Annotated in this window: 20 protein-coding genes and 2 pseudogenes; 11 read left to right on the top strand and 11 right to left on the bottom strand. The window is 71.0% G+C overall.

What is annotated here, in order from left to right; all coding sequences use genetic code 11:
- Positions 1 to 82: 82 nt before the first annotated feature.
- Both ACFW01_RS06605 and ACFW01_RS06600 read right to left on the bottom strand, forming a co-directional pair.
- A complete protein-coding gene (locus ACFW01_RS06605; protein ID WP_384502544.1) occupies positions 83 to 1534 on the bottom strand; it encodes an ATP-binding protein in 1452 nt (483 codons plus the stop codon).
- The gene (locus ACFW01_RS06600; RefSeq protein WP_384502543.1) at positions 1531 to 2223 is read right to left on the bottom strand and encodes a response regulator transcription factor; all 693 of its coding nucleotides are present in this window, start codon (positions 2221 to 2223) and stop codon (positions 1531 to 1533) included. Before ACFW01_RS06600 ends, ACFW01_RS06605 begins: the two co-directional genes overlap by 4 nt.
- Before the next feature lie 230 nt (positions 2224 to 2453).
- On the opposite strand from ACFW01_RS06600, the pseudogene ACFW01_RS06595 reads away from it, so the two are divergent.
- The 6 genes and pseudogenes from ACFW01_RS06595 to ACFW01_RS06570 form a co-directional block, all read left to right on the top strand.
- Positions 2454 to 2833: pseudogene (locus ACFW01_RS06595) on the top strand (transposase); the annotation flags it as partial.
- A 912-nt stretch (positions 2834 to 3745) separates the two neighbouring features.
- Positions 3746 to 4927, top strand: a complete 1182-nt coding sequence (locus tag ACFW01_RS06590; RefSeq protein ID WP_384502542.1) for an aromatic acid exporter family protein — start codon at positions 3746 to 3748, stop codon at positions 4925 to 4927.
- A 180-nt stretch (positions 4928 to 5107) separates the two neighbouring features.
- Complete coding sequence (locus ACFW01_RS06585; protein ID WP_384502541.1) at positions 5108 to 5362, top strand: hypothetical protein; 255 nt, start codon at positions 5108 to 5110, stop codon at positions 5360 to 5362.
- Complete coding sequence (locus tag ACFW01_RS06580) at positions 5359 to 7260, top strand: FUSC family protein (protein ID WP_384502540.1); 1902 nt, start codon at positions 5359 to 5361, stop codon at positions 7258 to 7260. The genes ACFW01_RS06585 and ACFW01_RS06580 overlap by 4 nt, the downstream gene beginning before the upstream one ends.
- 274 nt (positions 7261 to 7534) lie before the next feature.
- On the top strand, positions 7535 to 9169 hold the full coding sequence (locus ACFW01_RS06575) for an ABC-F family ATP-binding cassette domain-containing protein (protein WP_384502539.1): 1635 nt from the start codon (positions 7535 to 7537) through the stop codon (positions 9167 to 9169).
- A gap of 17 nt (positions 9170 to 9186) precedes the next feature.
- Entirely contained in the window at positions 9187 to 10842 is a 1656-nt protein-coding gene (locus tag ACFW01_RS06570) for an ABC-F family ATP-binding cassette domain-containing protein (RefSeq protein ID WP_384502538.1), read from the top strand.
- A gap of 13 nt (positions 10843 to 10855) precedes the next feature.
- Here ACFW01_RS06570 and ACFW01_RS06565 read toward each other — a convergent pair whose 3' ends face one another.
- Both ACFW01_RS06565 and ACFW01_RS06560 read right to left on the bottom strand, forming a co-directional pair.
- Complete coding sequence (locus ACFW01_RS06565; protein WP_234959079.1) at positions 10856 to 12175, bottom strand: GAF domain-containing SpoIIE family protein phosphatase; 1320 nt, start codon at positions 12173 to 12175, stop codon at positions 10856 to 10858.
- Positions 12176 to 12308: 133 nt separating this feature from the next.
- Positions 12309 to 12770, bottom strand: coding sequence for a MarR family transcriptional regulator (locus tag ACFW01_RS06560; protein ID WP_234959078.1), 462 nt, complete (start codon positions 12768 to 12770; stop codon positions 12309 to 12311).
- 63 nt (positions 12771 to 12833) lie between these two features.
- Here ACFW01_RS06560 and ACFW01_RS06555 point away from each other — a divergent pair, with 63 nt between their 5' ends.
- Entirely contained in the window at positions 12834 to 13202 is a 369-nt protein-coding gene (locus ACFW01_RS06555) for a VOC family protein (protein WP_384502537.1), read from the top strand.
- 18 nt (positions 13203 to 13220) lie between these two features.
- Here the strand turns inward: ACFW01_RS06555 and ACFW01_RS06550 are convergent, their stop codons facing one another.
- Together ACFW01_RS06550 and ACFW01_RS06545 are read right to left on the bottom strand one after the other, a co-directional pair.
- Positions 13221 to 13946 (bottom strand): cytochrome b/b6 domain-containing protein, encoded by a 726-nt coding sequence (locus tag ACFW01_RS06550; RefSeq protein WP_384502536.1) that lies wholly within the window; start codon positions 13944 to 13946, stop codon positions 13221 to 13223.
- A complete protein-coding gene (locus tag ACFW01_RS06545; RefSeq protein WP_384502535.1) occupies positions 13930 to 14655 on the bottom strand; it encodes a molybdopterin-dependent oxidoreductase in 726 nt (241 codons plus the stop codon). The genes ACFW01_RS06550 and ACFW01_RS06545 overlap by 17 nt, the downstream gene beginning before the upstream one ends.
- 180 nt (positions 14656 to 14835) lie before the next feature.
- On the opposite strand from ACFW01_RS06545, the gene ACFW01_RS06540 reads away from it, so the two are divergent.
- A complete protein-coding gene (locus tag ACFW01_RS06540) occupies positions 14836 to 16149 on the top strand; it encodes a cation:proton antiporter (RefSeq protein WP_384502534.1) in 1314 nt (437 codons plus the stop codon).
- Positions 16150 to 16207: 58 nt separating this feature from the next.
- Here the strand turns inward: ACFW01_RS06540 and ACFW01_RS06535 are convergent, their stop codons facing one another.
- Both ACFW01_RS06535 and ACFW01_RS06530 read right to left on the bottom strand, forming a co-directional pair.
- Positions 16208 to 16936 carry an NAD(P)H-binding protein gene (locus ACFW01_RS06535; protein WP_234959073.1) on the bottom strand — a complete coding sequence of 243 codons (729 nt, stop codon included), beginning with the start codon at positions 16934 to 16936 and terminating at the stop codon, positions 16208 to 16210.
- Positions 16937 to 17028: 92 nt separating this feature from the next.
- A complete protein-coding gene (locus ACFW01_RS06530) occupies positions 17029 to 17694 on the bottom strand; it encodes a nitroreductase (RefSeq protein ID WP_384502533.1) in 666 nt (221 codons plus the stop codon).
- 138 nt (positions 17695 to 17832) lie between these two features.
- Here ACFW01_RS06530 and ACFW01_RS06525 point away from each other — a divergent pair, with 138 nt between their 5' ends.
- On the top strand, positions 17833 to 18507 hold the full coding sequence (locus ACFW01_RS06525) for an FMN-dependent NADH-azoreductase (protein ID WP_384502532.1): 675 nt from the start codon (positions 17833 to 17835) through the stop codon (positions 18505 to 18507).
- A gap of 18 nt (positions 18508 to 18525) precedes the next feature.
- On the opposite strand, the gene ACFW01_RS06520 is transcribed toward ACFW01_RS06525, so the two are convergent.
- Positions 18526 to 19032, bottom strand: coding sequence for a MarR family transcriptional regulator (locus tag ACFW01_RS06520; RefSeq protein WP_234959070.1), 507 nt, complete (start codon positions 19030 to 19032; stop codon positions 18526 to 18528).
- Between the two features lie 150 nt (positions 19033 to 19182).
- Between ACFW01_RS06520 and ACFW01_RS06515 the strand changes: the two genes are divergently transcribed.
- On the top strand, positions 19183 to 19605 hold the full coding sequence (locus ACFW01_RS06515) for an SRPBCC family protein (protein ID WP_234959069.1): 423 nt from the start codon (positions 19183 to 19185) through the stop codon (positions 19603 to 19605).
- Between the two features lie 48 nt (positions 19606 to 19653).
- On the opposite strand, the gene ACFW01_RS06510 is transcribed toward ACFW01_RS06515, so the two are convergent.
- A complete protein-coding gene (locus ACFW01_RS06510; protein ID WP_234959068.1) occupies positions 19654 to 20067 on the bottom strand; it encodes an SRPBCC family protein in 414 nt (137 codons plus the stop codon).
- Positions 20068 to 20493: 426 nt separating this feature from the next.
- Entirely contained in the window at positions 20494 to 23289 is a 2796-nt protein-coding gene (locus ACFW01_RS06505; RefSeq protein ID WP_384502531.1) for a glycosyl hydrolase, read from the bottom strand.
- A 507-nt stretch (positions 23290 to 23796) separates the two neighbouring features.
- Between ACFW01_RS06505 and ACFW01_RS06500 the strand changes: the two are divergent.
- A pseudogene (locus tag ACFW01_RS06500) lies at positions 23797 to 24549 on the top strand (coagulation factor 5/8 type domain-containing protein); the annotation flags it as partial.
- Positions 24550 to 24665: the final 116 nt, after the last annotated feature.

The following is a 24665-nucleotide window of genomic DNA, read 5'->3' as shown; positions in this document are numbered from 1 at the left end:
CGGGGACCCAGGCCCGCCCCGGATCTCTTCACGGGCCCGACGGTCGCCGCCCTTTGGTCCCGCGCCGCGCCGCCGGGGCGGGTCAGCGCACCGCGGTGTCCTCCCCGGCGGTGAGTCGCGCGCTCGGGGCGGGCGGGGCCGCGGCCGGAAGGTCGACCAGAAGCAGCGCGCCACCACGTGCGGAGCGGGCGACGGTGGCCCGGCCGCCGTGGGCGTCGACGACCCGCTGCACGATCGACAGCCCCAGGCCGGAGCCCGGCAACGACCGGGCGCTGTCGGCACGGTAGAACCGGTCGAACACCCGCGGTACGTCGACGGCGTCGATGCCCGGCCCGGCGTCGTCGACCTCGAGCACCGCCGACGCGCCCTCGGTACGGAGCCGGACCTGGACCGGCTGGTCCGCGGGGGACCACTTGCCGGCGTTGTCGATGAGGTTGAGCACCGCTCGCTGGAGCGCGGCGGGACGCCCGCTCACCCACACGGAGGTCACGTCGAGCGCGACCTCGATGTCGGGCACGCGGGAACGCGCCCGGGTCGCGGCGGCCACCACCACGTCGGCGAGGTCGAGCAGCTCAGTGTTCTCGTCGCTGACGTCACCGCGCGCCAGGTCGGTCAGCTCGGCGGCAAGGGTGCTCAACTCGGCCACCTGGGCGCCGAGATCGTTGAGCAGCCGGGTCCGGCTCTCCGCCGGCAGTGCGCTGTCCAGGGTGCCGCGCCGATCGAGCCGGATCAGCAGCTCGACGTTGAGGCGCAGGCTGGTGAGCGGGGTCTTGAGCTCGTGGGCGGCGTCCTCGGCGAGCAGCCGCTGGGCCCGCCGGGAGTCCCGGAGCGCGGCGAGCATGTCGTTGATCGACTGGATCAGCCGCCGGATCTCCCCGCCGCCCTCATCCGGGATGTCGGCGTCGAGATCCCGGGTGCGCGCGACACGTACCGCGGCGGCGGTCAGCCGGTCGATCGGTGCCAGCCCGGTCCGCGCCACGGTCCGCCCGACAAGGGCGCCGCCGACCACGCAGAGCAGTCCGATCAGCAGCATGCCGAACCCGAAGCGGTTGATCGGGGTGTCGTCGGCGACGCGGGCCACCTGGACCGCGCCGTCGCCCGCCCGCAGCGTGTAGATGAGGTAGCCGTCCTCGTCGCTGTCGTTCGACTCCATCAGGTCGGCCGACGCTCCCTGCGCCACGCGCCCGGCGTGCTCGCTGACGGGGGGCAGGGCGGGTTGGCCGGCCGGCGTCCGGGTCGAGCCGTCGGGCAGGATGACCCGCACCAGCCGACCGGATCCGGCATACGGCGGTAGCTGGACCTGCGCCAGACCGGCGCGCTGGGCGTTCGTCGCCAGGACACGGGAGTCGGCGCGCAACTGATTCTCGGCGGTGTCCCGCAGCTCCCAGTCCAGTAGCTCGCTGGCCACCTGGAAGGCCCCGAACACGCTGACCGCGATGGCCGTCGCCGCGATCACCGTCAGCCTGGTCCGCAGGGACCGCAGGCGCCACCATCGGGTCAGCCGGTGCGGTTCCCGGCCGGCGGGCCTGCTCACGGAGGAGTCTCCCGCAACGTGTATCCCAGGCCACGCAGCGTGTAGATCATTCGCGGCTCGCCCTCGGCCTCCATCTTGCGGCGCAGGTAGCTCACGTATACCTGCAAATTGTTGGCGGTGGCGCTCATGTCGAAGCCCCAGATCGCCTCGAACAGCGCGTCGCGGGTCAAGACCCGGGTCGCGTTGCGCACGAGGACCTGCAGGAGGGAGAACTCGGTCCGGGTCAAGCGCAGCGGCCGCTCGCCCCGCCACGCCTCGAACCGGTCAGGATCGAGCCGGACGTCGGCGAACGACAGGATCTGCGACTCCTCGTCGGCCGGCGTGCGCCGGCGCAGCAGGGCCCGCACCCGGGCCAGCAACTCCTCGGTGGCGAACGGCTTGGGCAGGTAGTCGTCGGCGCCCGCGTCCAGCCCCGTGACCCGGTCGGAGACCTGGTCACGGGCGGTCAGCATCAGCACCGGCAGATTCAGACCAGCGGCCCGCAGACGCCGGCAGGTCTCCAACCCACCGAGGCGGGGCATCATCACGTCGAGGATCAGCAGATCCAGTGTGTCACCGCCGGCCCCACCGACCCCGTCGAGCACGGCGAGACCGTTGGCGACAGTGCTGGTGTCGTAACCCTCGACCTGGAGCACCCGCTCCAGCGACTCACGGATGGCCGCTTCATCATCCGCGATCATGATCCGCACGCCGGCCCGCCCCCTTCCAGTCGATGCGTTTGCCGCTCATTGTCCCCGATCAACCTGAAGCCAGGATTAGAGCGTCGTTGAGACCCCGGTCTTCGCTTGACTCCGAAGCTCAGGAAAACCTGGCGGGCTTGCGGACGGCGCCCGTGGGTTCCCACGCGGGTGACACCGGTGGCGGCTTCGAGTTACTGCTTCAGGCGCCGGTTGTCCAGGGGGATCTGCTGGATACCCATCTCCTGGGCGGCCTGCCCGTCGAGGTCCTCGGCCGGCTCCGTTCGGATCGGGTGATGCGGCGTCCGGCACCCTCGCGCGAAGAGTTTCACCCGGCCAACCCCAAGGACGGCCGGCCACCCAAGCACGGCGGCGAATTCGTCTTCGGTAACGCCGCAACCTGGGGCACCGAGCAGGCCGTGACCGCCACGGCCACCCGGCTTATGGAAAGGCGACCGCGCAGGCATGGGACCGGCTGCACCCGCGGCTGACCCACTGGGCCGCATGGCTCGACCACGACGGACCACTCCCCCTCATGGAAGGCACCGTCATCCGCCTGGTCGTGGAGAAGCTGCCCAGCGGTGGGGTCAACAAGCCGCTATGGCTGTGGTGGTCGGGCACCGGCGACAGCCTCCTGGCATTCCAGTCTCCCTACTGCTGACTTGCTGGCCACCTTCCCCATGTGACCGGATTTCCCGGCCTCGGAGCGACCACCGAGGAGCGCTGGTGATCGTGCACTGCGTCCGGCCCAGATCCGCCAGCTTCGAGCCGGTGTCGTAATTGCGGGGCGTCAGGCAGTACCAACCCGTCCCGGCGTTGTCGGGGCTGCTTACCGTTCGACTCGGCATCCCCCGAACCGAACCGCCTCCAGCTTCGACCGGATTGCTACGACAACCCGGCGGTGAAGGTCTCTCACCTCACTCGATTCCATGGCGCCCCGTGGCGCACCCACCCGCTACGACAAAACCGGCGAGTCCTACCAGGCGGCCGTCACCATCGCCTCAATCCTGCTCTGGATCTGACCTTTGAAGACGATCTCCAGCGGCGGCCGTCGTCCTGCGGCTCCAGGGTGACAACGCGGGGCACTCGTCGCTGAATCGGCGCGTCACCGACCACAGCATCGGGCCAACGGGCGACGTCCTGGACTGAAGGGGCGGGGCGGTCGGATTCGAACCGACGTCCTCCGAGATGATGTCGCGGCGCACTACCTCTGTGCTACGACCCCGCCTTGCTGGTGATCATAGTTCGTATTCGCAGACTATCTGGCACTCGAAATGAGACGACGTCTGAACGCACCCCACCACCGTTGGTCCCGCCGCGAACTTTGCCGCGGCTCGCGGCCGCTCCTCGGCCGAGAAGCCCTCGCACGTGCTCTTCCCAGCCCAGTGGCAGCAGGCCCGGAATGTCACGACCACCACCGCGTCCTCCCAGTGACACACTCCCTCCGTGGCGTGTACACCACCGGAATCATTGCTTCGCCCTTTTACATATCCGGCCTGTGGTGGGTACCTGCTCCGCCGTACGAGATCAGCGAGTGGGAGTTCGGGGCACGAAAGTGGAATGGGTACGAGGCTGCAGGGCATGGCTGCGCAGGGCGTGGGATGCGCCCGGGCACGAGCGGAACACGGCGCTTCTGATCGGGAAGAGCGCATTGGCGGCGACACTGGCGTGGTGGACGGCGCAGGACCTCCTGCACGCTGCCTCGCCGGCGTTCGCACCGTTCTCCGCCGTACTGATCATGAATGCGACGATCTACCAGTCGGTTTGGCAGGCGTTGCGTTACACCGCAGCGGTCACCGTGGGGGTGGCCGTGCAGGCGGCCGTGGGGTTCGTCGCCGGCCCGGATCTCGTCGCGTTCGTTCTGGTCGCCGTGATCGCCCTCACCATCGGACAGTGGCCCGCCCTGGGTGAGCAACGCTCGCAGGTCGCCACCGCTGCCTTCTTCGCCTTCTCCACCTACGCCGCCGCGACCAGCACCGGCGAGCGGGTGACCGAGCTCGGGCAGATCGTCCTGCTGGTGCTCGTCGGCTGCGGTCTCGGCCTCCTCGTGAACCTGACCATCGCGCCGCCCCTGCGGTACCGCGGCGCCGAGCACGGTCTGCAGGTCCTGGCCGCCGAGATCGAGAGCCTGCTGGACGACATGGCCGACGGCCTGTGCACGGGCGACGTGGACGCCGAACGGGCCAAGCAGTGGCGTGCCGCCGGCGAAAGCGCGCAACGCGCGGTCGGGCAGGCCCGGGCGGGTATTGCCACCGCGGAGAACAGCCTCCCCTTCAACCCGCGCCGCCTGCTGCCCGCCCACCGCCGTTACCTGACGTTCGGGCGCTATCAGCAGAGTGTCGACGCCCTGGAACGCGCCGTCTATCAGCTGGGCTCCCTCACCCGCAGCCTGGGGCGCTGGCGCGAGACGGAGAACACCTACACCTACGCCCCGACCTTGCGCGCGTATGCGCATTTCGCGAGCAGCCTGCGCGACATCGCCCACATCATGGCGTCCCTCGATGCGGACAGCCTCACCGAGCAGGCCGCGGAGATGTGCCACCTGGCCACGCTCGCCCAGGACGCCCTGCAGAACGTGCTCACAACGGCGCACGACGACTCGCTTCCCCTGTCGGACGCCTCCCGCCCGTACGGGGTCCTCGTCGTCGAGGCCACCCGGCTGATGGAGGAGTTCCAGAACACCTGCGACGTCCTGAAGACCACCGCCGACGGCTGAAACGAGCCGTATCCGGCAACTCCGCGCCGCTCGCTCGTCTCCGATGCGCCGGTCGGGCGAGCCTGCCGGACCTCCGGGGTGCGGCGGCCGCCGCCTTCCGCGCGCGCTCGGCATGATGTGGCGGGCGCGGGACTCCGTGGTCGAGGAGTCCGTGCTGGTGGACCGTCGGGAAGGGGGAGGATGCCGAGACTGCCGTCACTCACCCGGTCGTTCGGCGGAAGCGTGCACGCGGTGCGGGTGGCGCTCGCCGCGGCCGCCGGTTTCTACCCTGCGGCGTACCTCATGGACCGGCCGGTCGTCGCTCTGTACGCCCTCTTCATCCCCATCGCCTTCGGCGTCCTGTCCTCGCTGCCGGGCTCGGGGCGTCACCGCGCGAGCAGCGTGCTGCGCCCGCCGCCGCGGCGCTGGTCGCGCTCGGGACCGCCCTCGCGGTGACGACGTGGGCGGCGGCTGTGGGCATGCTCCTCGTCACCCTCGCCCTGGCGTTCGGTGCGGCCTGCGCCCCGCGGCTCGCGAGCGTCGTACCCGGGCTGCAGCTCTGCTACATCCTGGCCTGCTTCCCGCCCTACGCGCCCGCCACGCTGCCCGAGCGGCTGCTGGGCCTGTTCCTCGGCGCCACAGCGCTGCTGGTGGGCGAGCTGCTGCTCTTCCCGTCACCGCGACGGCCCTCTTACGCCGAGCGGGTCGCGGACGCCCTCGACCTGGCCGCCCACACGGCCCGGCTGCTGCTCCGGGCCGAATCCGTTGACGACGGGAGGGCACGCCGGCTGCGGACGACCGGGCGGGAGCTGCGGTTCTCCCGGCAACCCCACGGGAGCCGGCCGACCGGTGCCGGCCGGAGGGACCGGGCGCTGGCCCAGGCCGGATCGGCGGTCCGCCGGTTGCTGGACCAGCTGGCCACCCTCGGGGAACTGCCGCCTGCTCCCGCCGACACGGCCTCGCAGACCCTGCTGCACGGTGTCGCGGTGACCTGCTCCGACGCCGCGGCTGTGTTGCGTGGTGGCCGTTCCGTCCGGGGTGCCGAGTTCGTCGAGGAGATGACGGCGCGCTTTCTGGACGAGCGGGCCGGCGAGCCGGAGGGCCGCGGCGATCCTCCTTATGCGCTCCTGCGGCGCAGGTCGACGCTGCTGACGGTGGCGGTCTCGGCGGTCACCGTGCGCACCGCCGCCGACCTCGCGACGGGCGGCGGTCGGGCTCTGCCCGGACTCCCCCACGAGCAGTTCTGGTACGCGAGGGTGCCGGTGGTGCCCCTCTGGCTCGTGCGGATCCGCGGCAATCTCACGCCACGCTCCGTCGTGTTCCAGAACGCGGTCCGTACGGCGCTGGGGCTCGCCCTCGCCCGTCTTGTGGCCGGGTCGCTCGATCTGTCACACGGCTTCTGGGTTCTGTTGAGCGTGCTCACCCTGGCGCGGACGACGGCGGTCGGCACCTGGTCTGCCGTGCGGTCGGCCGCCGCGGGCACGCTCATCGGTGCCGTCGTCGCGGGGGCGCTCATCATCGGGGCGGGTGACGCGACGGCGGTCTACGCCGGCCTGCTGGTGCCGATGATGGTGATCGCCTTCTCGGTGGGACCCGTCGGCGGACCCGCGTGGGCGCAGGGCCTGTTCACGCTGGTGGTGTCGACGGCGTTCGCCCAGATCGCCCCGGTGACGTGGCGGCTGGAGGAGGCGCGCTTGGTCGACGTGCTGACCGGCAGCGGCATCGGGCTGGTCTGCGGGCTCCTCGCCTGGCCGGCCGGGGCGCGCACCGAGATGCGGCGCAGTGTGGCGGCATTGCTGCGGGCCACCGCGCCTGTGGTGCGGGACACCGCCGACTCCTTGATCGGCCGCCGGGCCGCGCCGAGTGCCGAGGTCGCGGAGCGGCACACGGCCGGCCGGCCCACGGCCGGCTCCCTGTGGCCCGCCCTGCATCGGCTGCGCATCGCGGAGGCCGCGTACGCGCAGTTCCGCACGGAGCCCGCGCTCCGGTCGGACGACGACGGCCCGGACTGGCTCGCCGCCCTCAACTACGGTTCGCGCGTGCTCACCGGCGCCTACTGGCTGCCGCCTCCGCAGGGCGCGCCCGACCTCCCGCCGGGCGCGCGGCGGTGGGTGGAGACGGCGGGGCGGCAGGTTGCGGCCGCCGCACTGCGGGCGGCCGATCTTCCGTCGCGAGGGGTCACGTTGCGGATCGCACCGCTGTCTCCGGTCGTCCGGTCCGCGACGGCGCCCGGGGCGCGGTCCCTCCTGGTCGACCTGGACGTGTGGCTGCACGCCCTCGCCGCGGATCTCGCCACCGCGACCGGCGCAGGCCGTCCGGGACCCGCCGACGGAACGTACCGGCACGAGGGGTGAGGCCCCTGGGAAGGCGGGATCGGCCTGCCTGCGCCGGCGTCTCCTGCGGGGCGGACCGTGCCTGCTATTCTCGGCAGCCGCGTAGACCGTCTATGGAGGAGTTTCAGACGTGGTGGGTGACGACGACATCTCCGGGTGAGATCCGGATCTGACGGCCACCGGCCGGCGCTCGGAAGCGCTGCCGAAGTGGCCCGTCCCGTCGTACCTCTTTTCCCACGTCTGCCCAGGGCAGGGGACAACGCTCTGCCCTCGTTTCCTCAGAGGTCTCCTCTTCATGTCCGACGCCGCCATCGTCTGTTCGAACCTCTCCTTCGCCTGGCCCGACGACACGCAGGTCTTCGACGGTCTGTCCTTCACCGTGCCGCCGGGCCGCACCGGTCTCGTCGCCCCCAACGGTTCCGGCAAGTCCACCCTGCTCAAGCTGATCGCCGGTGAACTCCGGCCGCGCACCGGCTCGGTGTCGGTCAGCGGTACCCTCGGACACCTCCCGCAGAGCCTGCCGCTGACGGTGGATCTCACGGTCGCCGAGGTGCTCGGCGTCGCCGAAGTGATCCGCGCGCTGGACGCCGTGGAGTCCGGGGACGTCGACGAGGGGCACTTCGCCACCATCGGCGACGACTGGGACGTCGAGGAGCGCACCCGCGCACAGCTCGACCGTCTCGGCCTGACCGGCCTCGCACTGGACCGCGGCCTCGCCACGCTCCGCGGCGGCCAGGTCGTCTCCCTCGGCCTCGCCGCCCAACTGCTCAAGCGGCCCGACGTCCTCCTCCTCGACGAGCCCACCAACAATCTCGACGCGGAAGCCCGGCACAAGCTGTACGACGTCCTGTCGGACTTCACCGGCTGCCTGCTCCTGGTCAGCCACGACCGGGCGCTCCTGGACCGCATGGAGCGCGTCGCGGAACTCGGCAGCGACGAACTGCGGCTCTACGGCGGCCGCTTCACCGAGTACGAAGCGGCCGTACTCGCCGGGCAGGAGGTCGCCGAGAAGAACGTCCGCAGCGCCAAGCAGGAACTCAAGCGCGAGAAGCGGGAGATGCGGCAGGCCCGTGAACGCGCCGAGCGCCGGGCCGGCAACGCACAGAGGAACCTCAAGGACGCAGGTCTGCCGCGGATCTTCGCGGGGAACATGAAGCGTGGTGCGCAGGAGGCCGCGGGCAGGTCCGGCACGATGCACGCCGCCCGGGTCAGCGAGGCCGAGGCCCGCCTCGACGAGGCCGGCCGCGCCCTGCGCGAAGAGGTCAAGCTCAGCCTGGAGCTGCCCGACACCCAGGTGCCCGCCGGACGCAACCTGTTCCTCGGCGAGGGCGTGCGGGTGCGGCTCGGTGACGCGGACGTGTTCGCCGCGAACGGCGTCGACCTCACCGTCCGGGGCCCGGAGCGCATCGCGTTGACCGGCCCCAACGGCGCCGGAAAGACCACCCTGATGCGGCTGATCACCGGCGACCTCCTTCCGGACAGCGGAGAGGTCAAGCGCAACGACGGACGGATCGCCCACCTCTCGCAGCGGCTGGACCTGCTGGACCTGGGCCGTACGGTGGCGGAGAACTTCGCCGCGTTCGCCCCGGAGCGGCCCGAGGGGGAGCGGATGAATCTGCTCGCCCGGTTTCTCTTCCGTGGCCCGCGTGCGCATCTGCCGGTCGGTGTGCTCTCCGGCGGTGAGCGGCTGCGCGCCACCCTGGCGTGCGTCCTGTGTGCGGAGCCGGCGCCCCATCTGCTGCTGCTCGACGAGCCGACGAACAACCTCGACCTCGTCGGCGTGGGCCAGTTGGAGAGCGCGCTCAACTCCTATCGGGGAGCCTTCATGGTGGTCAGCCACGACGAGCGGTTCCTCTCCGAGATCGGGATCACCCGGCGGCTGCGGCTGGCCGGCGGGACGCTGGAGGAAGCCGAGGCTCCGGCGGTGTGAGCCGTCACGACCGATCCATGCCACAGCCCGCACTTCTCGCCCGCGACCTGATCCTCAACCTGGGTGGACGCCGTGTCCTCGACGGTGTCTCACTGAGGGCCTCCCCCGGCCACCGCATCGGTTTGATCGGGGAGAACGGTGTCGGCAAGTCGACCCTGCTGCGGGTCCTCGCCGGGGTGGACGCACCCGACGAGGGCAGCGTCACCCGCCCCGCCGACCTCGGCTTCCTCCACCAGGAGTTGCCTTTCGACGCCGGTACGACCGTCGCAGCCGTCCTGGACGGGGCGCTGCGCGAGGCCCGGGAGGACCTCGCCGAGCTGGACCGCCTGGGCGGGGAACTCGCCCGGGTTCCCGAGGACGACCCCGGCCACCAGGACGTCCTCGACGCCTACGGCAAGCGCCTGGAGCAGGTCCAGGACCGGGAGTCGTGGGACGCCGACCGCCACGCCGCCCTGGTCCTGGACGGGCTGGGTCTCGGCGCCGTGGACCATGCCCGCACGCTCGGCTCGCTGTCGGGCGGGCAGCGCGGCCGGCTCGCCCTGGCCGCGCTGCTCGTCCGGCGGCCCTCGGCGCTGCTCCTGGACGAGCCGACCAACCACCTGGACGACGGTGCCGCCGCGTTCCTGGAGGAACAGCTCCGGTCGATGCCCGGGGCCGTCGTGTTCGCCAGCCACGACCGGGCGTTCCTCGACGCTGTCTGCACCGACCTGATCGACCTCGACCCGGCCGTGGACGGCCCGGTCCGCTACGGCGGCGATTACAGCGCCTACCTGTCCCAGAGGCGCGCGGAGCGGGAGCGCTGGGAGCGGCGGTACGCCGAGGAGCAGGATGAACTGGAGGAACTGCGCACGTCGGCGGGGGTGACCGCGCACCGGGTGGCTCCGGACCGGGGCCGCACCGACAACGAGAAGATGGGCTACGGCCACCGGGCGGGCCGGGTCCAGTCGTCGATCTCCCGCCGAGTGCGCAACGCCACCCGGCGGCTGGAGGAACTGGAGCGCGTCCAGGTCGGCGAACCGCCACGGCCCCTGCGGTTCGCGGCCGGCGACCTGACGGCCCGGGTGGACGAGGGCCCGCGGCCACTGGTCGCTCTGCGCGGCGTGCGCGTGCCGGGGCGGCTCGCGCTGGACGGGCTGGAGGTGGCCGCCACCGACCGGCTGCTGGTCACGGGTGGCAACGGAGCGGGAAAGTCGACGCTGCTGGCCGTGGTCTCGGGGCGGATGACGGTCACCGAGGGCGAGGTGCGCAGGCGGCGCGGTCTGTCGGTGGCGCTGCTCGCCCAGGACAGCGTCTTCGACCGTCCCGAGCGCACGGTCCGTCACACGTACGAGACGGCGCTGGGCGCCGCCCGGGCGGAGCGGGTGCCGCTGGTGTCGCTCGGCCTGCTGCACGCGGCCGACCTGGACAAACCGGTCGGGCGGCTCTCGGTGGGGCAGGGTCGTCGGCTGGCGCTGGCACTGCTGGTCGCCCGTCCGCCCCAGTTGCTCTTGCTGGACGAGCCGACCAACCACCTCTCCCCCAGGCTGTGCGACGAACTGGAGGACGCGCTGGCCACCGGACCGGGCGCGATCGTGGTCGCCGGCCACGACCGCTGGCTGCGCCGGCGTTGGCGCGGTCGCGAGATCCGGCTGGTCCCGGAGCACGAGCGGCGGACCGCACCGGTACGGCGATAGGGAGGCAGAGCGATCAGGGCGACGGGATGCGGAGGACGAGGAGCGCCACGTCGTCATCGTTGTCGGCGGGACGGGCACGCCGCAGTAGCTCGTCGGCGAAGCTGTCCAGCGGACGGTGGGCCAAGGAGGCCGCATGCCGGCGCAGGTTCTCCATCCCGGTGTCCAGGGAGTGGGTGCGGGACTCGATCAGGCCGTCGGTGTAGAAGACGAGGGTGGAATCGGGGGGCAGGTCGATCTGGGCGTCGGTCCGGGACTGCTTCATCGCGGTGCCCAGGAGCAGACCGCGGGCCTCGTCCAGATACCGGGTCAGGCCGTTGTGGTCGACGAGGAGAGGCGGCGGGTGTCCGGCGTTGGTCCATCGCAGATGCCACACCCCGGCGGGGTCCGGCTTCAGGCGGGCCATGATCATGGTGGCCATGCGGACATCGGTGATGTGAGCCAGGGCCTGGTCGAGTTCCTCGACGATGCCCTGCGGCGGCCGGTCCTCGGACCAGGCGAACGCTCTCAGCATGTTGCGCAGCTGTGCCATGCCGGCCGCCGCCTCGAGGTCGTGTCCGACCACGTCTCCGATGACCAGTGCCGTATCGCGGCAGGGCAGCGGGAAAGCGTCGTACCAGTCTCCGCCGATATGAGACGCATCCGGTGCGGCCAGGTAGCGAGCGGTCATCGCGATACCCGGCAGCTGCGGGAGCTGGGGCAGCAGGTATCGCTGCATGGTCTCGGCGACCTGGGCCTGGCGCTGGTAGTGACGTCCGTTCTCCAGAGCCAGCCCGACGCGTCGGGCGATGTCCTCGAGCAGGGTGAGGTCGTCCGCGGTGAAGTCCTGGTCGCTCGCGTCCGAGCGCCCCAGCGTGAGGGCGCCGACGACCTCCCGGGGACCGCGGATGGGAGCGATGGCCGCGGTCCTGATCCCGGTGGCCTCGAACAGTCTGCGCTGCTCCACCGCGATGCCGCTGTCGGGAGGCCCCTGGTAGGTCTCCGGCCCGGCCAAGTTCGAGGCGACACCGCGCAGGGCCCGAGACAACGGCATGGGTGAGTGTTCGGAGACCGGCGGCATAGGGCCTTGAAGGTCCTCGCGTCTCACGAGCTTTCCCTGCTCGGCATGGACCACCAGGTGCCGCGAGACCTCTTCGGCCGCTGTGACCAGGTCGATGACGGCCCAGTCCGCGAGACGCGGCACGATCAGGGCGACTACGCGATGAAGTGCTTCGTCGACATCGATGTTGGAGATCAGCTGGGCCGTGGTGTCGGCGAGCAGCGCCAGCCGCTCCAGGACCGACAAGGAAGCGGGCGCCGTGAAGCCCGCTTCGTCCCGGTCAGTACGGTCGGACACGGCCACCCCTTTGATCACACGGAAGGAGGACTGCTCGTTCCCAACAGCCGGACCTGCGCACCGGCCACGAGGGGCCGAGGAGGCATTTGTAGCACGAACGCACGCTCCGCCGGCCGGCAAGGCCCACCCGCCGTCAGTCCGCCGAGGCGGGCGGTGCACTCAGCGAGGCGATGCATTCCCTGAGCAGGCGCCGCATCTGATCCTGATCGGCCGCGTTCAGATTGGCCAGCATGTCCTGCTCGACGCGACGGACCGCGGCGCTGGCCGCCTGGAGCTGGCGACGCCCGGCGGCGGTCAGCTCCGTGGGCAGGGCCCTGCCCACGGGTGCCTGTGCGGCGCGGACGACCAGCCCCTGGCGTTCGAGGGCCTGCAGGAGCACGTTCATCGACTGCCGGGTGACGAAGGTCCCGCGGGCCAGCTCGGAGTTGGACAGGCCCGGCCGCTGGGCGAGCAGCTCCAGGCAGGAGTAGTGGGTGATCGTCATGCCCATCGGCTTCAGCACGGCCTCCATGGCGGAGTGCAGGGCGCTCGAAGCCGCTTTCAGCATGTACCCCAACGACGTGTCCAGCTCGATGCCGGGCTCACCTTGACTCATGTCAGCAGTCTGACATACGGTGAGGCATGTCAGAAGACTGACATTCAACGAAAGGCGCAGATCATGGCCGTCACCGGACCCGACTTCGTCTCACTGCAGGTGCGCGACCTGGAGCGCTCCGCCGCCTTCTACGAGCGGTACCTCGGATTGAAGCGCTCCAACGCGGGACCGCCGCACGCCGTCGTGTTCGACACCAAGCCCATCGCGTTCGCCGTACGCGATGCCGTCGCGGGCGTCGACCTGGACGCGATGGCGCAGCCCGGCCGGGGAATGGCCCTGTGGCTGCACGCCCCCGACGCGCAGGACATCCACGACGCCCTCGCCGCCGCCGGTACGACGATCGTCTCGACCCCCGTCGACGGGCCGTTCGGCCGCACCTTCACCTTCGCCGACCCCGACGGCTATCAGGTGACCCTGCACGACCGCGGCTGAGCCGAGCGCCCGGACGCGTCAGCCCCGGGGGGCGTCGCCCCTAGGGGCCGGGTCCGTGGTGGTCGGTCGCGGTCCCGTCGGCGGGGGCGGCGTCCCGGAGGGCCCGGGTACGCACGAGAACTCGCCCGCCCACAGTGGATGCTCCCGCTCGGCCCACGCCCGCGTGACCGAACCCGTTCGCATGCCCCGGCGGGCCTCGGGGTCGGCGAGGGCCATCCCGACGTGGCCCGCCAGGACGATGCCGAGGGTCAGGGCCAGCCAGTCGTGGACGAACGTGGCACTGGTGCGCCACACCAGGGGCGTGAGGTGGGTGAACCACATCATCAGCCCGGTGCCCAGCATCACCAGCGTCGCGCTCGCCACCCAGGCCGCGTAGATCTTCTGCCCCGCGTTGAACTTGTGCGCGGGACGGGAAGCCCGCCGTCCGTCCCTGCGCAATACGGCGAGCAGCCAGCGCCGGTCGTGCGGGCCGAAGCGGTTCAGCAGACCGAGGTCCGTGCGCAGGGCGCGCGAACCCAGCGCGGCCAGGACCGGAACCGGAAGTGCCACCCCGGCCCATTGGTGCACGGTCACCAAGAGAGCCCTGCGGCCCACGAGTTGGGCGAGCTGTGGAACGTACAGGCAGGCCGCGGTCAGCACGCACACGCCCATCAGCCCGGCCGTCACACGGTGGGCCCAGCGTTCGGTGAGGCTGAACCGCGGCACGCGGACGGAGGCGGGAGGGCGGTCAGGTCGTCGGCTCATCGTCCCGTCCGTTCGAACGGCCCACCCAGGCGTCGACGTCGTAGCCGCGCTCCTCCCAGTAGCCCGGCCGGACGTTCTCCGTGAGCCTGATCCCGGAGAGCCACTTGGCGGACTTGTAGAAGTACATGGGCGCCACGTACAGGCGTACCGGGCCGCCGTGCGCGTGGCCGAGGTCCTCGTCCCGCATGCGCAGGGCGACCAGGACGTCCGCCCGGCGGGCCTGCTCCAGGGTGAGGCTCTCCGAGTACGCGCCGTCGAAGCAGGTGAAGCGTACCGCGCCCGCCGTCCCGCGCACCCCCGCGGCCTCCAGCAGCTCGGACAGACGCACCCCCTCGAAGGCGGTGCCCGGCACCCGCCACCCGGTGACGCACTGGACGTCGCGCACCATGCGGGTCTGGGGCAGCGCCCTGAGATCGGCCAGCGAGTACGTCGTCGGCCGCTCGACCAGGCCGTCCACAGTGAGCCGGTAGCTCGCGGCGTCCTTGTGCGGTACGGAGGAGGTGACCGAGTAGTAGCGGAAGCCGCCGCCGTTGGGGAGGAGGTCCGTCAAGCCGGTGGGGTCCCGCTGGGCGGCGCCACCCAGGAACGCCTCCAAACCGCGTTGCAGTGTGGGTGCGGCGACGACCCCGAGCGCTCCGAGGCCGAGGGTGCCGAGGAAAACGCGCCGGCCCACGGGAGCGCCGTTCCGATCGGGTGGTTCAGGGTTCACCTCGTCATTGGAGCACCCCGGGGGTCACTGGGCCAGGGGCTCCGGGAGGACGTCAGACTTCGGTAATCCGACCGCCCTGGGCCGGCGGCGCACCCTCCGGGGCGAGGGCGGAGGGATCCGGGGACACCCTGGGCGAGCGTTGCGCGCGTACGGTCTCGGGTCGGCGGGCACACGTCAGCGGTGACCTTGGCTGATTTCCTCTTCACCGTGCTCGGGGCGGGTGCTCTGGCGGCGGCGGTACTCCCCCGGCTCGTGGCCCGGCGGCCGCTGTCCATGCCGCTGGTCTTCCTGGCCTGCGGGATCCTGCTGCAACTGCTGCCCACCCCGTTGCCGGACATCGACCTGGCGCGCGACCGGGTGTGGGTGGAGCACCTGACCGAGATCTGCGTCATCGTGTCACTGATGGGCGCGGGCCTCGCGCTCAACCGTCCTTTCGGTGCGCGCCGGTGGCGTGCCACCTGGCGGCTGCTCGGCGTCACCATGCCGCTCACGATCGCGGCGACGGGGCTCCTGGCCTGGTGGCTGCTGGACTGGCCGCCGGCCGCGGCGCTGCTGCTCGCCGCCGTGCTCGCGCCCACCGACCCGGTGCTCGCCTCCGAGGTGCGGGTGGGCGCGCCCACCGACTCCGAGCACGACGAGGACGAGGTCCGTTTCGCCCTCACCAGCGAGGCGGGCCTCAACGACGGTTTGGCGTTTCCCGTCGTCATGGCGGCGATCGCGCTGACCGCGGCGGCCGGGACCGGCCTTTCCGGCGGCTGGGTGGGTCACTGGCTGCTGGTCGACGTGCTGTACGCCTGTGTGGTCGGCGTGCTGGCCGGCCTGGCCGTGGGCAAGCTGCTCGGCTGGCTCTTCTTCCGTGCCGCCCGGCAGGCCGTACGGCTGTCCGAGCACCGGGAGGGCTTCGTCGCCCTGGGTGCCACGTTCCTCTCCTACGGCGTCACCGAACTCGCCCACGGATACGGCTTCCTCGCCGTCTTCGTCACCGCGTGCCGCATCCGCGCCGCCGAGCGCGACCACGGCTACCACACGGTGCTGCACGACTTCGTGGAGCAGGTCGAGCGGCTGCTCACCGCCGGTCTCCTCTTCCTGCTGGGTGTCTGTGTGGCGCAGGGCGCTCTGGAGGACCTGACATGGCGAGGTGCCGTCGTCGGTCTGCTCCTGCTGCTCGTCGCCCGGCCCCTGACCGGCTGGGTCGCGCAGTTCGGCACGGCGGCAGGACCCCGGGAACGCCTGGTCACCGCCTTCTTCGGAGTCCGCGGGATCGGGTCGCTGTTCTACCTCGCACACGCACTCGGAACGGAAGGCTTTCACGTGCCCTCCGGTGAGCTGTGGGCCGTCGTGGCCTTCACCGTCCTCGCCTCCGTCGTCCTGCACGGCGTCACCGCCACGCCCGCGATCTCCCGCCTCGACCGGCTGCGGCGGCTGTGGGCCCACGACCGCGCCCACACGGGGCCGACACCGAGCGAGGACGACGTGGCCGACGAGCGACCCTGACCCGGCGGCGTGCGCTTCGTGGCGGTGCCGGCAGCGGCGCGGGCCGGACCCCCGCACCTCAGGAGAGCCAGTCGGCGTACCGGGTCGGTGCCAGGTGGGCGTTCGTGTCGGTGAGGACGTCGCCCCTGACGGCCGCGAACATGCCGGCGGTGGGGTCGGTGACGACCGAGCGGGCGTCGCCCTTGTGGGAGAGGGTCAGCCGGCCCAGTTCGTCGAGGGCGAAGACCTCGGGTCCGCCGATGTCGCGGATGCCGTTCAGCGGGGCGCCGAGCGCGACCTGTGCGACCGCCTCGGCCACGTCCTTGGCGGCGATCGGCTGGATGGGCGTGGCCGGGAGACGGACGGTGTCGCCGTCGGCCGTCCAGGACAGCACCGCGTCCATGAACTCCATGAACTGGGTGGCGCGCACGATGGAGTAGGGCACCGGCCCGGACCGCAGAAGCTCCTCCTGGAGGGCCTTGGCACGGTAGTAGTCCAGCTCCGGCACCTTGTCGACGCCGACGATGGAGAGGACGACGAAGTGACCCACCCCGCCCTCGCGGGCCGCGGTCAGCAGGTTGCCCATGGAGGTCCGGAAGAAGGCCGGCGAGGCGTCGTCGAAGGTCGGGCTGTTCGTCAGGTTGACGACGACGTCGGCTCCCGCGACGGCCTGGGCCACGCCCTGCCCGCTGATGACGTCCACGCCGGTGGACAGCGAGTGCGGCACCGCCTCGTGTCCGGCCGCGTCCAGCTTCTCCACGACCTGTGATCCGATCAGGCCCGTACCGCCGATGACCGCGATCTTCATGGCAATCCTCTCCTCATGGGATGTGTGGCTCACGGACCACTGTGTGGGGAGCCGGGTGCGAAGGCTCCTTCAGGCGCCCGAAGGAATGAGTCTCAGACGTCGACGAACGTGACCGTCTCCCGCACCGGAGCCCGGCCGGTGCGGGGGATGCGGGCATCGGGGCACTCGTATCCGATCGACATGCCGCAGAAGAGGGTCAGGTCCCGCGGGGGCATCACGGTCTCGGCGACGGTCCGGTGGAACTTGGCCCACGCCATCTGTGTGCAGCTGTGCAGCCCCTCCGCGCGCAGGAGCAGCATCACCGTCTGGAGGAACATGCCCACGTCGCTCCACTGCGGGCGGCCCAGATCGCGGTCGATGTAGCAGAACATCGCGGCCGGCGCCCCGAAGCAGTCCCAGTTCGCCGAGGCGGCCCGCTGCCGTGCCTCGACGTCGGCCCGCGGGATCCCGAGGGCACCGTAGCGCTGCTCCCCGAAGGCGTTCCGGCGCTCCTGGTACGGGGACTTGAGGTCGGGCGGGTACTGCTCGTACTCGGGTTCGTCCCAGGGACCGCCTGCGGCCAGCCGGGCAGCCGCCCGCTTCTTGACCGAGTCCAGCGGCCCACCCGTGAGGACGAAGGCGTGCCAGGGCTGGAGGTTCGATCCGGAGGGCGCCCACGCGGCGGCGGACAGCACGCGCTCGAGGACTTCCCGCGGGACGGGCCGGTCGGTGAATCGGCGTACGGACCGTCGGCTCGCGACCGCCTCGTAGACGTCCATGAAGACGCATCTCCCTAGTTGCTCACGATCATGGGCTCGAATGCGACAGTATCATTCGCGACCATCTCGTGTATAACTTCATTGCGTGAGCAGCCCGGCCATCGTCCGGGCCCCGACACCTCTGCACGGAGACGCTTCATGGCCACACTTCTGCACATCGATTCGTCCGTCTTCCCCTCCGGGGCGTCCGCGTCCCGGTCGGTCACGGCCGCCTTCCGCCGGAGCTGGGAGGAGCAGCACCCGGGCGGCACGGTGGTCTACCGCGACCTCGCCGCCGAACCCGTCCCGCACATCACCCACGACGCCTGGTCGGCCGGTTACGCCGATCCGTCGGAGCGCACGGCCGACCAGTCCGCCGCCTTCGCCGCCCGCCTGGAGCTCATCGAGGAACTGGAGCGGGCGGATGCCGTCGTCATCGGCGCCCCCATGTACAACTACACGGTGCCGTCAACCCTGAAGGCGTGGCTGGACAGCGTGCTGCTGCTCGGTCGCACGGCCGGTGAGGCGCCCTCGGCCCAGGGGACCCCGGCCGTGGTGGTCGCGAGCCGCGGCGGCTCCTACGCGCCCGGGACGCCACGCGAGGGCTTCGAGTTCGTGCGGAACTACCTGGAGGCCGTCCTCGGGCGCACTCTCGGCCTGGACGTCGACTTCATCGTCCCGGAACTCACCATGGCTCCGCGCAATCCCGCCATGGCGGAACTCGTCCCCCTCTTCCAGGCCTCAAAGGAGCGCGCGCACCGCGAAGCGGTCACGAAGGCCAAGGCGCTGGCCGAACGCCGCGCCGCCGATGCCGATGCCGATGCCGACAGGTGAGCGTGTCGTGTCCTCGGTTCATCCGGTGTGAGCCGGCGGGGCCGGCTTCTGCTCGCCGGGGTGGGCCAGCACGGTCAGCAGACGTGTGAGCTGCTCCGAGCCGTCGGGCCCCAGGTCGGCGACCAGCCGCTCGGCCAGCGGCTCGGCCGCGACGTGTGCGGCGTCGAAGAGCGCCAGCCCCTCGGGGGTGATCTCCACCGACCGTGCCCGGCGGTCCCCGGGCACGGCCTTGCGCACGGCGAGGTTCCGGCGCTCCAGGTCGTCGACGACCCGCATGATCCCCGCCTTGTCCGTCCCCGCCGCCTCGGCCAGGTCACGTTGCACCGTGGGACCGCGATCGACCAGCACGATCAGCACGGCGAAGTGCCGCAACTCGATGCCGAGCGGGCGCAGCGCCTCCGACATCAGGCCGGCCGCCCGCCAGTGCGCACGCCGCAGGAGCAGGCCGAGCGCGAACGGAGAGGCGTCGCCGGGGCGGTCGCTGGCACGCGTCTCGGCGTCGCGGCGGGAAGCTTGGGAGGCCATGAGGGCATCGTACAGCTACCGAAACGTTCGCGACCGTTTCACGTGAAACGGATACCGGGCCCAGACGGTGACCGTGCGTTCGTGCCGCCCGGGGCGCATCCTGGGAGGTGAGCCCTGACGGTTCCGCCTTTCCGAACCAAGGAGCGGGTCATGCCATCCCTGCACTTCCACATGGACTCGTCCATGACACCTGCCGAGGTAATGGGGGTGCTGACCAACTTCACCCCCTCGCGCGTAGAGCAGTGGCCGTCGATCGACGCCGCGCACTACCAGGTCCACGACAGGGGCGACACCTGGGCCGAGGTCACCGAGGGGAATGACAAGTCCTGGGAGAACGCGCGCTACGAGTGGGATCCCTCGCACAACCGGGTCACGGTCACCACACACGACTCGACGCCCTTCGGGCCGGGCGGGTGGGACTTCCGGCTGACGCCGACGGATGACGGCACCCGCATCGACGTCAGCCTGGAACGGCATCCCAGCTCGCTCAAGGCGAAGCTGCTCTCGCCGGTCATTCCCTTCGCGGGGCCGATGTTCCGCAAGTCCTTCAGGGAGCCCCTGAAGTCGGCTTAGCTCCCGGTGCCGCCGGGCACCCGCACGGGAGTCGGCCCCGCCGCCGGGTCAGTGCTCGGCGGACTCGACCGCGTCCCTGATGCCTTGCAGGGCTTCCTGGAGCCCCTCGTTGATGTGTCCGCCCTCGGCCCGCTGCGTGTGCAGCTCGACCTTGAGGCGGGAGGAGGCGTCGCTGGGGCCTTCGCTGATGTGGAGGCGGCCGTGGTAGTCGTGCGGCCCGGGCGCGCCCCACTCCAGGGTCTTCCCGTCCTCCAGGACGTGGATCCAGGCCTCGCTGGTCACGTCCTGCTCAGGGGCGTCCGGAGGGTCGATGTGGGCGGTGACGGTGACCCGGTCGCCGTCGTGGGGATGCGCGGCCGTCAGGCGCGGCATGTAGGCGGGCAGGTTCTCCACGTCGGAGAGGTAGGCGAAGAGCCTGCGGGGAGGGACGTTCACCGTGATCGCGTTGTCGTAGTCACCCATGCCGTGCCCAGTGCCCCGGCTCCCGGGAGGGCAAAACCGGCGAAGGGGCCGCTCACCCGACAGGACGCGCTCGGGCGGCCGGGACGCACGGACTGTGCATCGAGGTCCCGCCCGGAACGACGCGGCGACGTCACCGTCCTCGGAGCCGACCGGTCGGCCTGGTGAAGTACTGCGACGGAGGCTCGGCGGTGTCCGGCAGTCGCAGGCGGTGGTCCGCTCCCGGGAAGACCTCGACCGTCGGCGGGGCGTGGCGGGGCGTGACGCGTGGGCCCTGGTCCATCGCGCCCGTAGCCGCCGGAACTGGGCGGCTACGGGCACCGGGCCGCGGCGACGGGCCGCCATGCCCGCTTCCGGCGGGGTCCCAGTCCTTCGTCCCCGAGTGGAAGGCCCCGCCGGTGTCGTGCAACCGGGTAGTCCGGCCGGGCTTTAGCCGAACGGGATCGTCAGTGTCGAATCGGCGGTCCCGTTGCGCAGCTTCGCCGGGGCGTTGCCGATCGCCGACCAGACCTCCAGGCGGACCGTGCCGCCCGTCAGGTTCCCCAGCGTGCCCGTCGCCGACTTGAGGCCGCTGCTCTCGCTGTAGGTCTCCCAACCGGTCACAGGATCAGTCGCGAAGTACCGATAGGTCTCCGTGCGTTCGAAGGAGCCGTCGCCCGTGAGGTCGTAGCTGATCCTCGCCTGCTGGCCGAGGCCGACCGCGTTCCCCGCGTCCACCTGGATGCGGAAGGCCGTGGACGCGCCGGCCGCGTACGTGCCGTTGACCTTCTTCGCCTCGTAGACCAGCGGCTGGTAGGGCGTGCCGTCGTGGTTCGTGCCGCCCGCAGACGGGAGGGTGTCGCTGCCGGCAGTCGTTCCGTTCGCCGTGGTCAGTGCGCCTCCCGTACGGAGCTGGAAGACGTTCCCCGTGGGCGGATCCGGATCCGGATCCGGGTCGCCGCCGCCCGTTCCGGTGCCCGTCGCCGTGGAGCGGGCCGGGACCGTGAGGGTCGCCCCGTCGGAGAACGTGACCGTGCGAGGGGACGCGCCGAAGTTGTGCGCCGCGTAGGTACGCACGGTCCCCTTGCTGAAGGCGGCCGCTGTCGGGATGTCGCCCGTCACCGTGGTGTCCGGGGCTCCGAGCGTGTCCAGGGTGCCGATCCAGTGATAGGTGTGCGCCTTGGACTCACCCTGCTCGGGGGTGTAGGCGGCCTGGCCCGCGTCCCACTTGGCCCTGGCCGCGGCCGGGTCGGCGAGCGACTCGAATTCCCAGAGGATGTCACGCCACTCGACGGCTGGGCCGCCGTTCTCCCGGACCAGTTCGGAGAGGTTGCGCCGGATCGCGGCCTTGTGTCCGGACAGGTGCAGCGAGCCCCCGGTGACGGGGAGGACGTTGATGCCGTGGATCTCCTCGGGGTTCGCCGTCCACCACGTCGCGTAGGCCGCTCCGCTCCCCCACACCATCCCCGCGGTGTCATGACCGAAGCCGGAGGGGAAGACCTGTTCGTCGGCGTCGAACCAGTACTGCGCGATCGCCTCCGACTCGGTGGTGAGCAAATAGGCCCCCAGGTCTCGGAGTTCGTTGTTGCCGGTGGCCGACCCCCAGAGCACGAGGGCCGCGCTGAGGTTCGTCGACTCGGACGACGATTCCTGGTTGTTGCCCGCGGCGAAGCCCTGGTGACCCGAGGCCCAGCTGTGGCCCGCGTAGACGTCGAATCCGCGGAGGAAGGGGAAGGCCGTGTCGTCGCGGGCCGGGTTGGCCGCGTCCTTGATGAGGGTCTTCACCATGCCGCCCCATGCCGAGTCGGCTGCCCAGGCCCGGTCGTACTGGGCGATGATCGCGGCCGCGTAGACGTAGTAACTGTAGTGGAAGTGGTGGTCGTTGAGTTCCGTGTCACTGCCGTACGACGCGGGATAGCCGGTCAGGGTCTTCCAGTCCCTGTCGTAGGAGAACTCGCTCGCGCCACCGGCGGTGAACCACTCCTGGAGCCGGCCCTTGAGCAGGCCCAGGAGCTTGTCACGGGTGGCGGTCTCCCCGATCTGGTCGGCGACGGGGACCAGCTGGGCCAGTCTGCCGAGCGCCTTGCCCGTCCAGTACGTGTCGGTCGCCCCGGAGAAGGGGTCGGCCGCGTTGGCCACTTCGTCGAGGTGGGTCTTCAGGCGCGCCCGGTCGACGCCCGATGACTTCGGGAGTGCGGGCAGGACGGGCGACGACTTCTGCGTGGTCGTGAACGTCTTCCCCTCGCGCACCTTCATCGTGCCGCGCGACGACACGTAGGTGTAAGAGGTCAGCGGATCCGTCGTGTGCAGCCACTGGTGGCGGTAGAGCGCCTGGAGGGTCCCCGTCTCGCTGCCCTCCTGCGCCTGGGTGGTGAGCGTGTAGCCGGTCCGGACCTGGCCCGCCGCGTAGGACCAGCTCGCCTTGGAGCCGGTGACGAAGCTGTACGCGTACTTCTTGTAGGTGGCCAGCGCGTCGGCCGACGGCAGGACGGCCAGCGAGAAATAGTCCTTGGCGCCCAGCGCCGCGGTGACCGTGGAGCCCGAGAGGTTCCAGTCGCTGCCGCTGGGGGCGAAGAGGGCGTAGTGGTGACCGCCGACTGTGATCCCGAGGACGTTGCCCTGGTCGACGAAGACCGTGGGCGTGGAGGCGGTGGTGATCTGGGCGTTGCCGCCGGATCCCTTGGCGTACACGAAGGGAAGACCGTGGCCGATGGTGGTGCGCAGGGTGCGGGTGCCGTCGGACCAGTAGGGCGTGACGGTCCAGTCGGACCAGGCGTCGGCCTTCGTGTCCGGGGAGTTCAGGCCGGTCAGGCCGAGGGTCAGGTCGCGCTTGTGCGCGTACTCGTACTGGCGGCCCTCGCCGACGACGGCAGGGGTGGTGGGGTAGCCGATCTCCAGCCCGCCGGCGGTCGCCTGATAGGTGAGCGGGTGCCCGTACATGGGGGTGGAGTAGGGATTGTCGCCGTACCTCTGGAAGGCGAGGGACGACCACCAGTCGTTGGTCGGGACCGGTTTGCCCTGGGCGCCCGGAGTGACCTTGGGGGTCACCGGAGCACCGGTGTTGGTGGTTGGCCCGGAGGTCCCGGCGGGACGGGTGTCGGAGTAGCTGCCGGAGCCCACAGGCACGTCGGCCGCGGCCGCGGGAGTGGCGGCGGGGCCGAGCCCCACGGCGGCCAACGCGGTGACCAGCACCAGAGCGGCGACGGGTCTGCTTCGAGAGGCGGATCGCGAGCGGGAGACTGACATGGGGGAAACCTCAAAGTCTTGACGTAAGCGACGTCTTGAGAGCGCTCTCACACGAAGGAAAGTAAAACTCTCACAAACAAGCGTCAATAGCTGTTGCGTGAGGGGAGTGAGAGCGAGCAGCTCGTCGTCACGAGGAGCCCGTCTTCCTTGACGAGGGCTTCGTTCGCCCGGTTGGCCGCGCCCGGGCGGGCCGTCGCAGGCCGGGCGCTGTTCGTCGGGGTCAAGGCGACCGGTGACGAACTCATCGGCCTCCTCACCGACCTGTGCTGCCAGAATCGCGTGGCCCGGCGCCTACCGCTCACGGGCCCCGCCCCGGCTGCGGTCCTCGCCGCGATCTCGGAGCCCGTGCGGGAACTGCTCATCGAGGCCGAGGGCTTCGGTGTCCCGGTGCTCGGACTCGGCCTCGCCGTCTCCGGCGACGTGGACCGCGCCGAGGGAATCGTGCGCTACTCGCCGTTCCTGGAGTGGCGCGAGGTGGCGCTCGGCGAACTCGCGGGCGTCGCAACCGGGTTGCCGGTGTTCATTCCGGACAACGGCGTCACCGCCATGACCGTCGCCGACGTCGACGGCGTGAAGATCGCGGGCGTGCTCTTCGACGCCGGAACCACCAACTCGCGCATGCTGATGGAGGTCGGTGCGGTCGGCTCCGCCGCCGACCACTCGGCGAACCCCACCTCCCTGCACGACGTGTACTTCCGGGTCGGCGGCGCGGCCGTCGGCAAGGCGACCACCGGCCTCGTCGTCCACAGCGACGACGTCATCGGCGACCACATGTGGATCTGGCGCGGCGACCACGGCAGCGGCATCGGCTGGAACACGAACACCGCCGACACCGGACTCGTCGTGGGCGGTGACGACGTGACCATGTACGGCCTGTTCGTCGAGCACTACCAGAAGCACCAGACCATCTGGAACGGAAACGGCGGGCGGACGCACTTCTACCAGAACGAGATGCCCTACGACCCGCCGAACCGGGCCGCCTGGATGAACGGCTCCACCCGGGGCTACGCCGCCTACAAGGTCGCCGACTCCGTCACCAGCCATCAGGCCTACGGTCTCGGCAGCTACTGCTTCTTCAACGTCAATCCGCAGGTCACCGCGGAGCACGCCTTCGAGGTCCCCAACAACCTGAACGTACGCTTCCGGAACATGGTGACCGTCTCCCTCGGCGGCACCGGAACGATCCGGCATGTCGTCAACGACCGGGGCGGGCCCTCCAATTCGTCCACCAACGTGGCCAATCTGGTGAGCCATCCCTGAGACACCGGGCGCCAGGGCCTCGGCCGGCCCAGTGGTCCGACGGGACGGCCGAGACCCTTTTTGACAGGCGCTTGACAAATACGTCACGCGTTGCCAGCCTGCATAAGAATCGCAAT

Source organism: Streptomyces sp. NPDC058985 (assembly GCF_042740985.1).
Taxonomy (GTDB): Bacteria; Actinomycetota; Actinomycetes; order Streptomycetales; family Streptomycetaceae; genus Streptomyces.
This window is presented reverse-complemented; position numbering and strand designations above follow the sequence as displayed.

What these genes read in the sequence shown, in the direction of transcription:
- ACFW01_RS06585 (WP_384502541.1), top strand. Translation starts at nt 5,108, where the DNA reads ATGCCGAGACTGCCGTCACTCACCCGGTCGTTCGGCGGAAGCGTGCAC.
- ACFW01_RS06575 (WP_384502539.1), top strand. Translation starts at nt 7,535, where the DNA reads ATGTCCGACGCCGCCATCGTCTGTTCGAACCTCTCCTTCGCCTGGCCC.
- ACFW01_RS06570 (WP_384502538.1), top strand. Translation starts at nt 9,187, where the DNA reads ATGCCACAGCCCGCACTTCTCGCCCGCGACCTGATCCTCAACCTGGGT.
- ACFW01_RS06560 (WP_234959078.1), bottom strand. Translation starts at nt 12,770, where the DNA reads ATGAGTCAAGGTGAGCCCGGCATCGAGCTGGACACGTCGTTGGGGTAC.
- ACFW01_RS06555 (WP_384502537.1), top strand. Translation starts at nt 12,834, where the DNA reads ATGGCCGTCACCGGACCCGACTTCGTCTCACTGCAGGTGCGCGACCTG.
- ACFW01_RS06550 (WP_384502536.1), bottom strand. Translation starts at nt 13,946, where the DNA reads ATGAGCCGACGACCTGACCGCCCTCCCGCCTCCGTCCGCGTGCCGCGG.
- ACFW01_RS06535 (WP_234959073.1), bottom strand. Translation starts at nt 16,936, where the DNA reads ATGAAGATCGCGGTCATCGGCGGTACGGGCCTGATCGGATCACAGGTC.
- ACFW01_RS06530 (WP_384502533.1), bottom strand. Translation starts at nt 17,694, where the DNA reads ATGGACGTCTACGAGGCGGTCGCGAGCCGACGGTCCGTACGCCGATTC.
- ACFW01_RS06525 (WP_384502532.1), top strand. Translation starts at nt 17,833, where the DNA reads ATGGCCACACTTCTGCACATCGATTCGTCCGTCTTCCCCTCCGGGGCG.
- ACFW01_RS06520 (WP_234959070.1), bottom strand. Translation starts at nt 19,032, where the DNA reads ATGGCCTCCCAAGCTTCCCGCCGCGACGCCGAGACGCGTGCCAGCGAC.
- ACFW01_RS06515 (WP_234959069.1), top strand. Translation starts at nt 19,183, where the DNA reads ATGCCATCCCTGCACTTCCACATGGACTCGTCCATGACACCTGCCGAG.
- ACFW01_RS06510 (WP_234959068.1), bottom strand. Translation starts at nt 20,067, where the DNA reads ATGGGTGACTACGACAACGCGATCACGGTGAACGTCCCTCCCCGCAGG.
- ACFW01_RS06505 (WP_384502531.1), bottom strand. Translation starts at nt 23,289, where the DNA reads ATGTCAGTCTCCCGCTCGCGATCCGCCTCTCGAAGCAGACCCGTCGCC.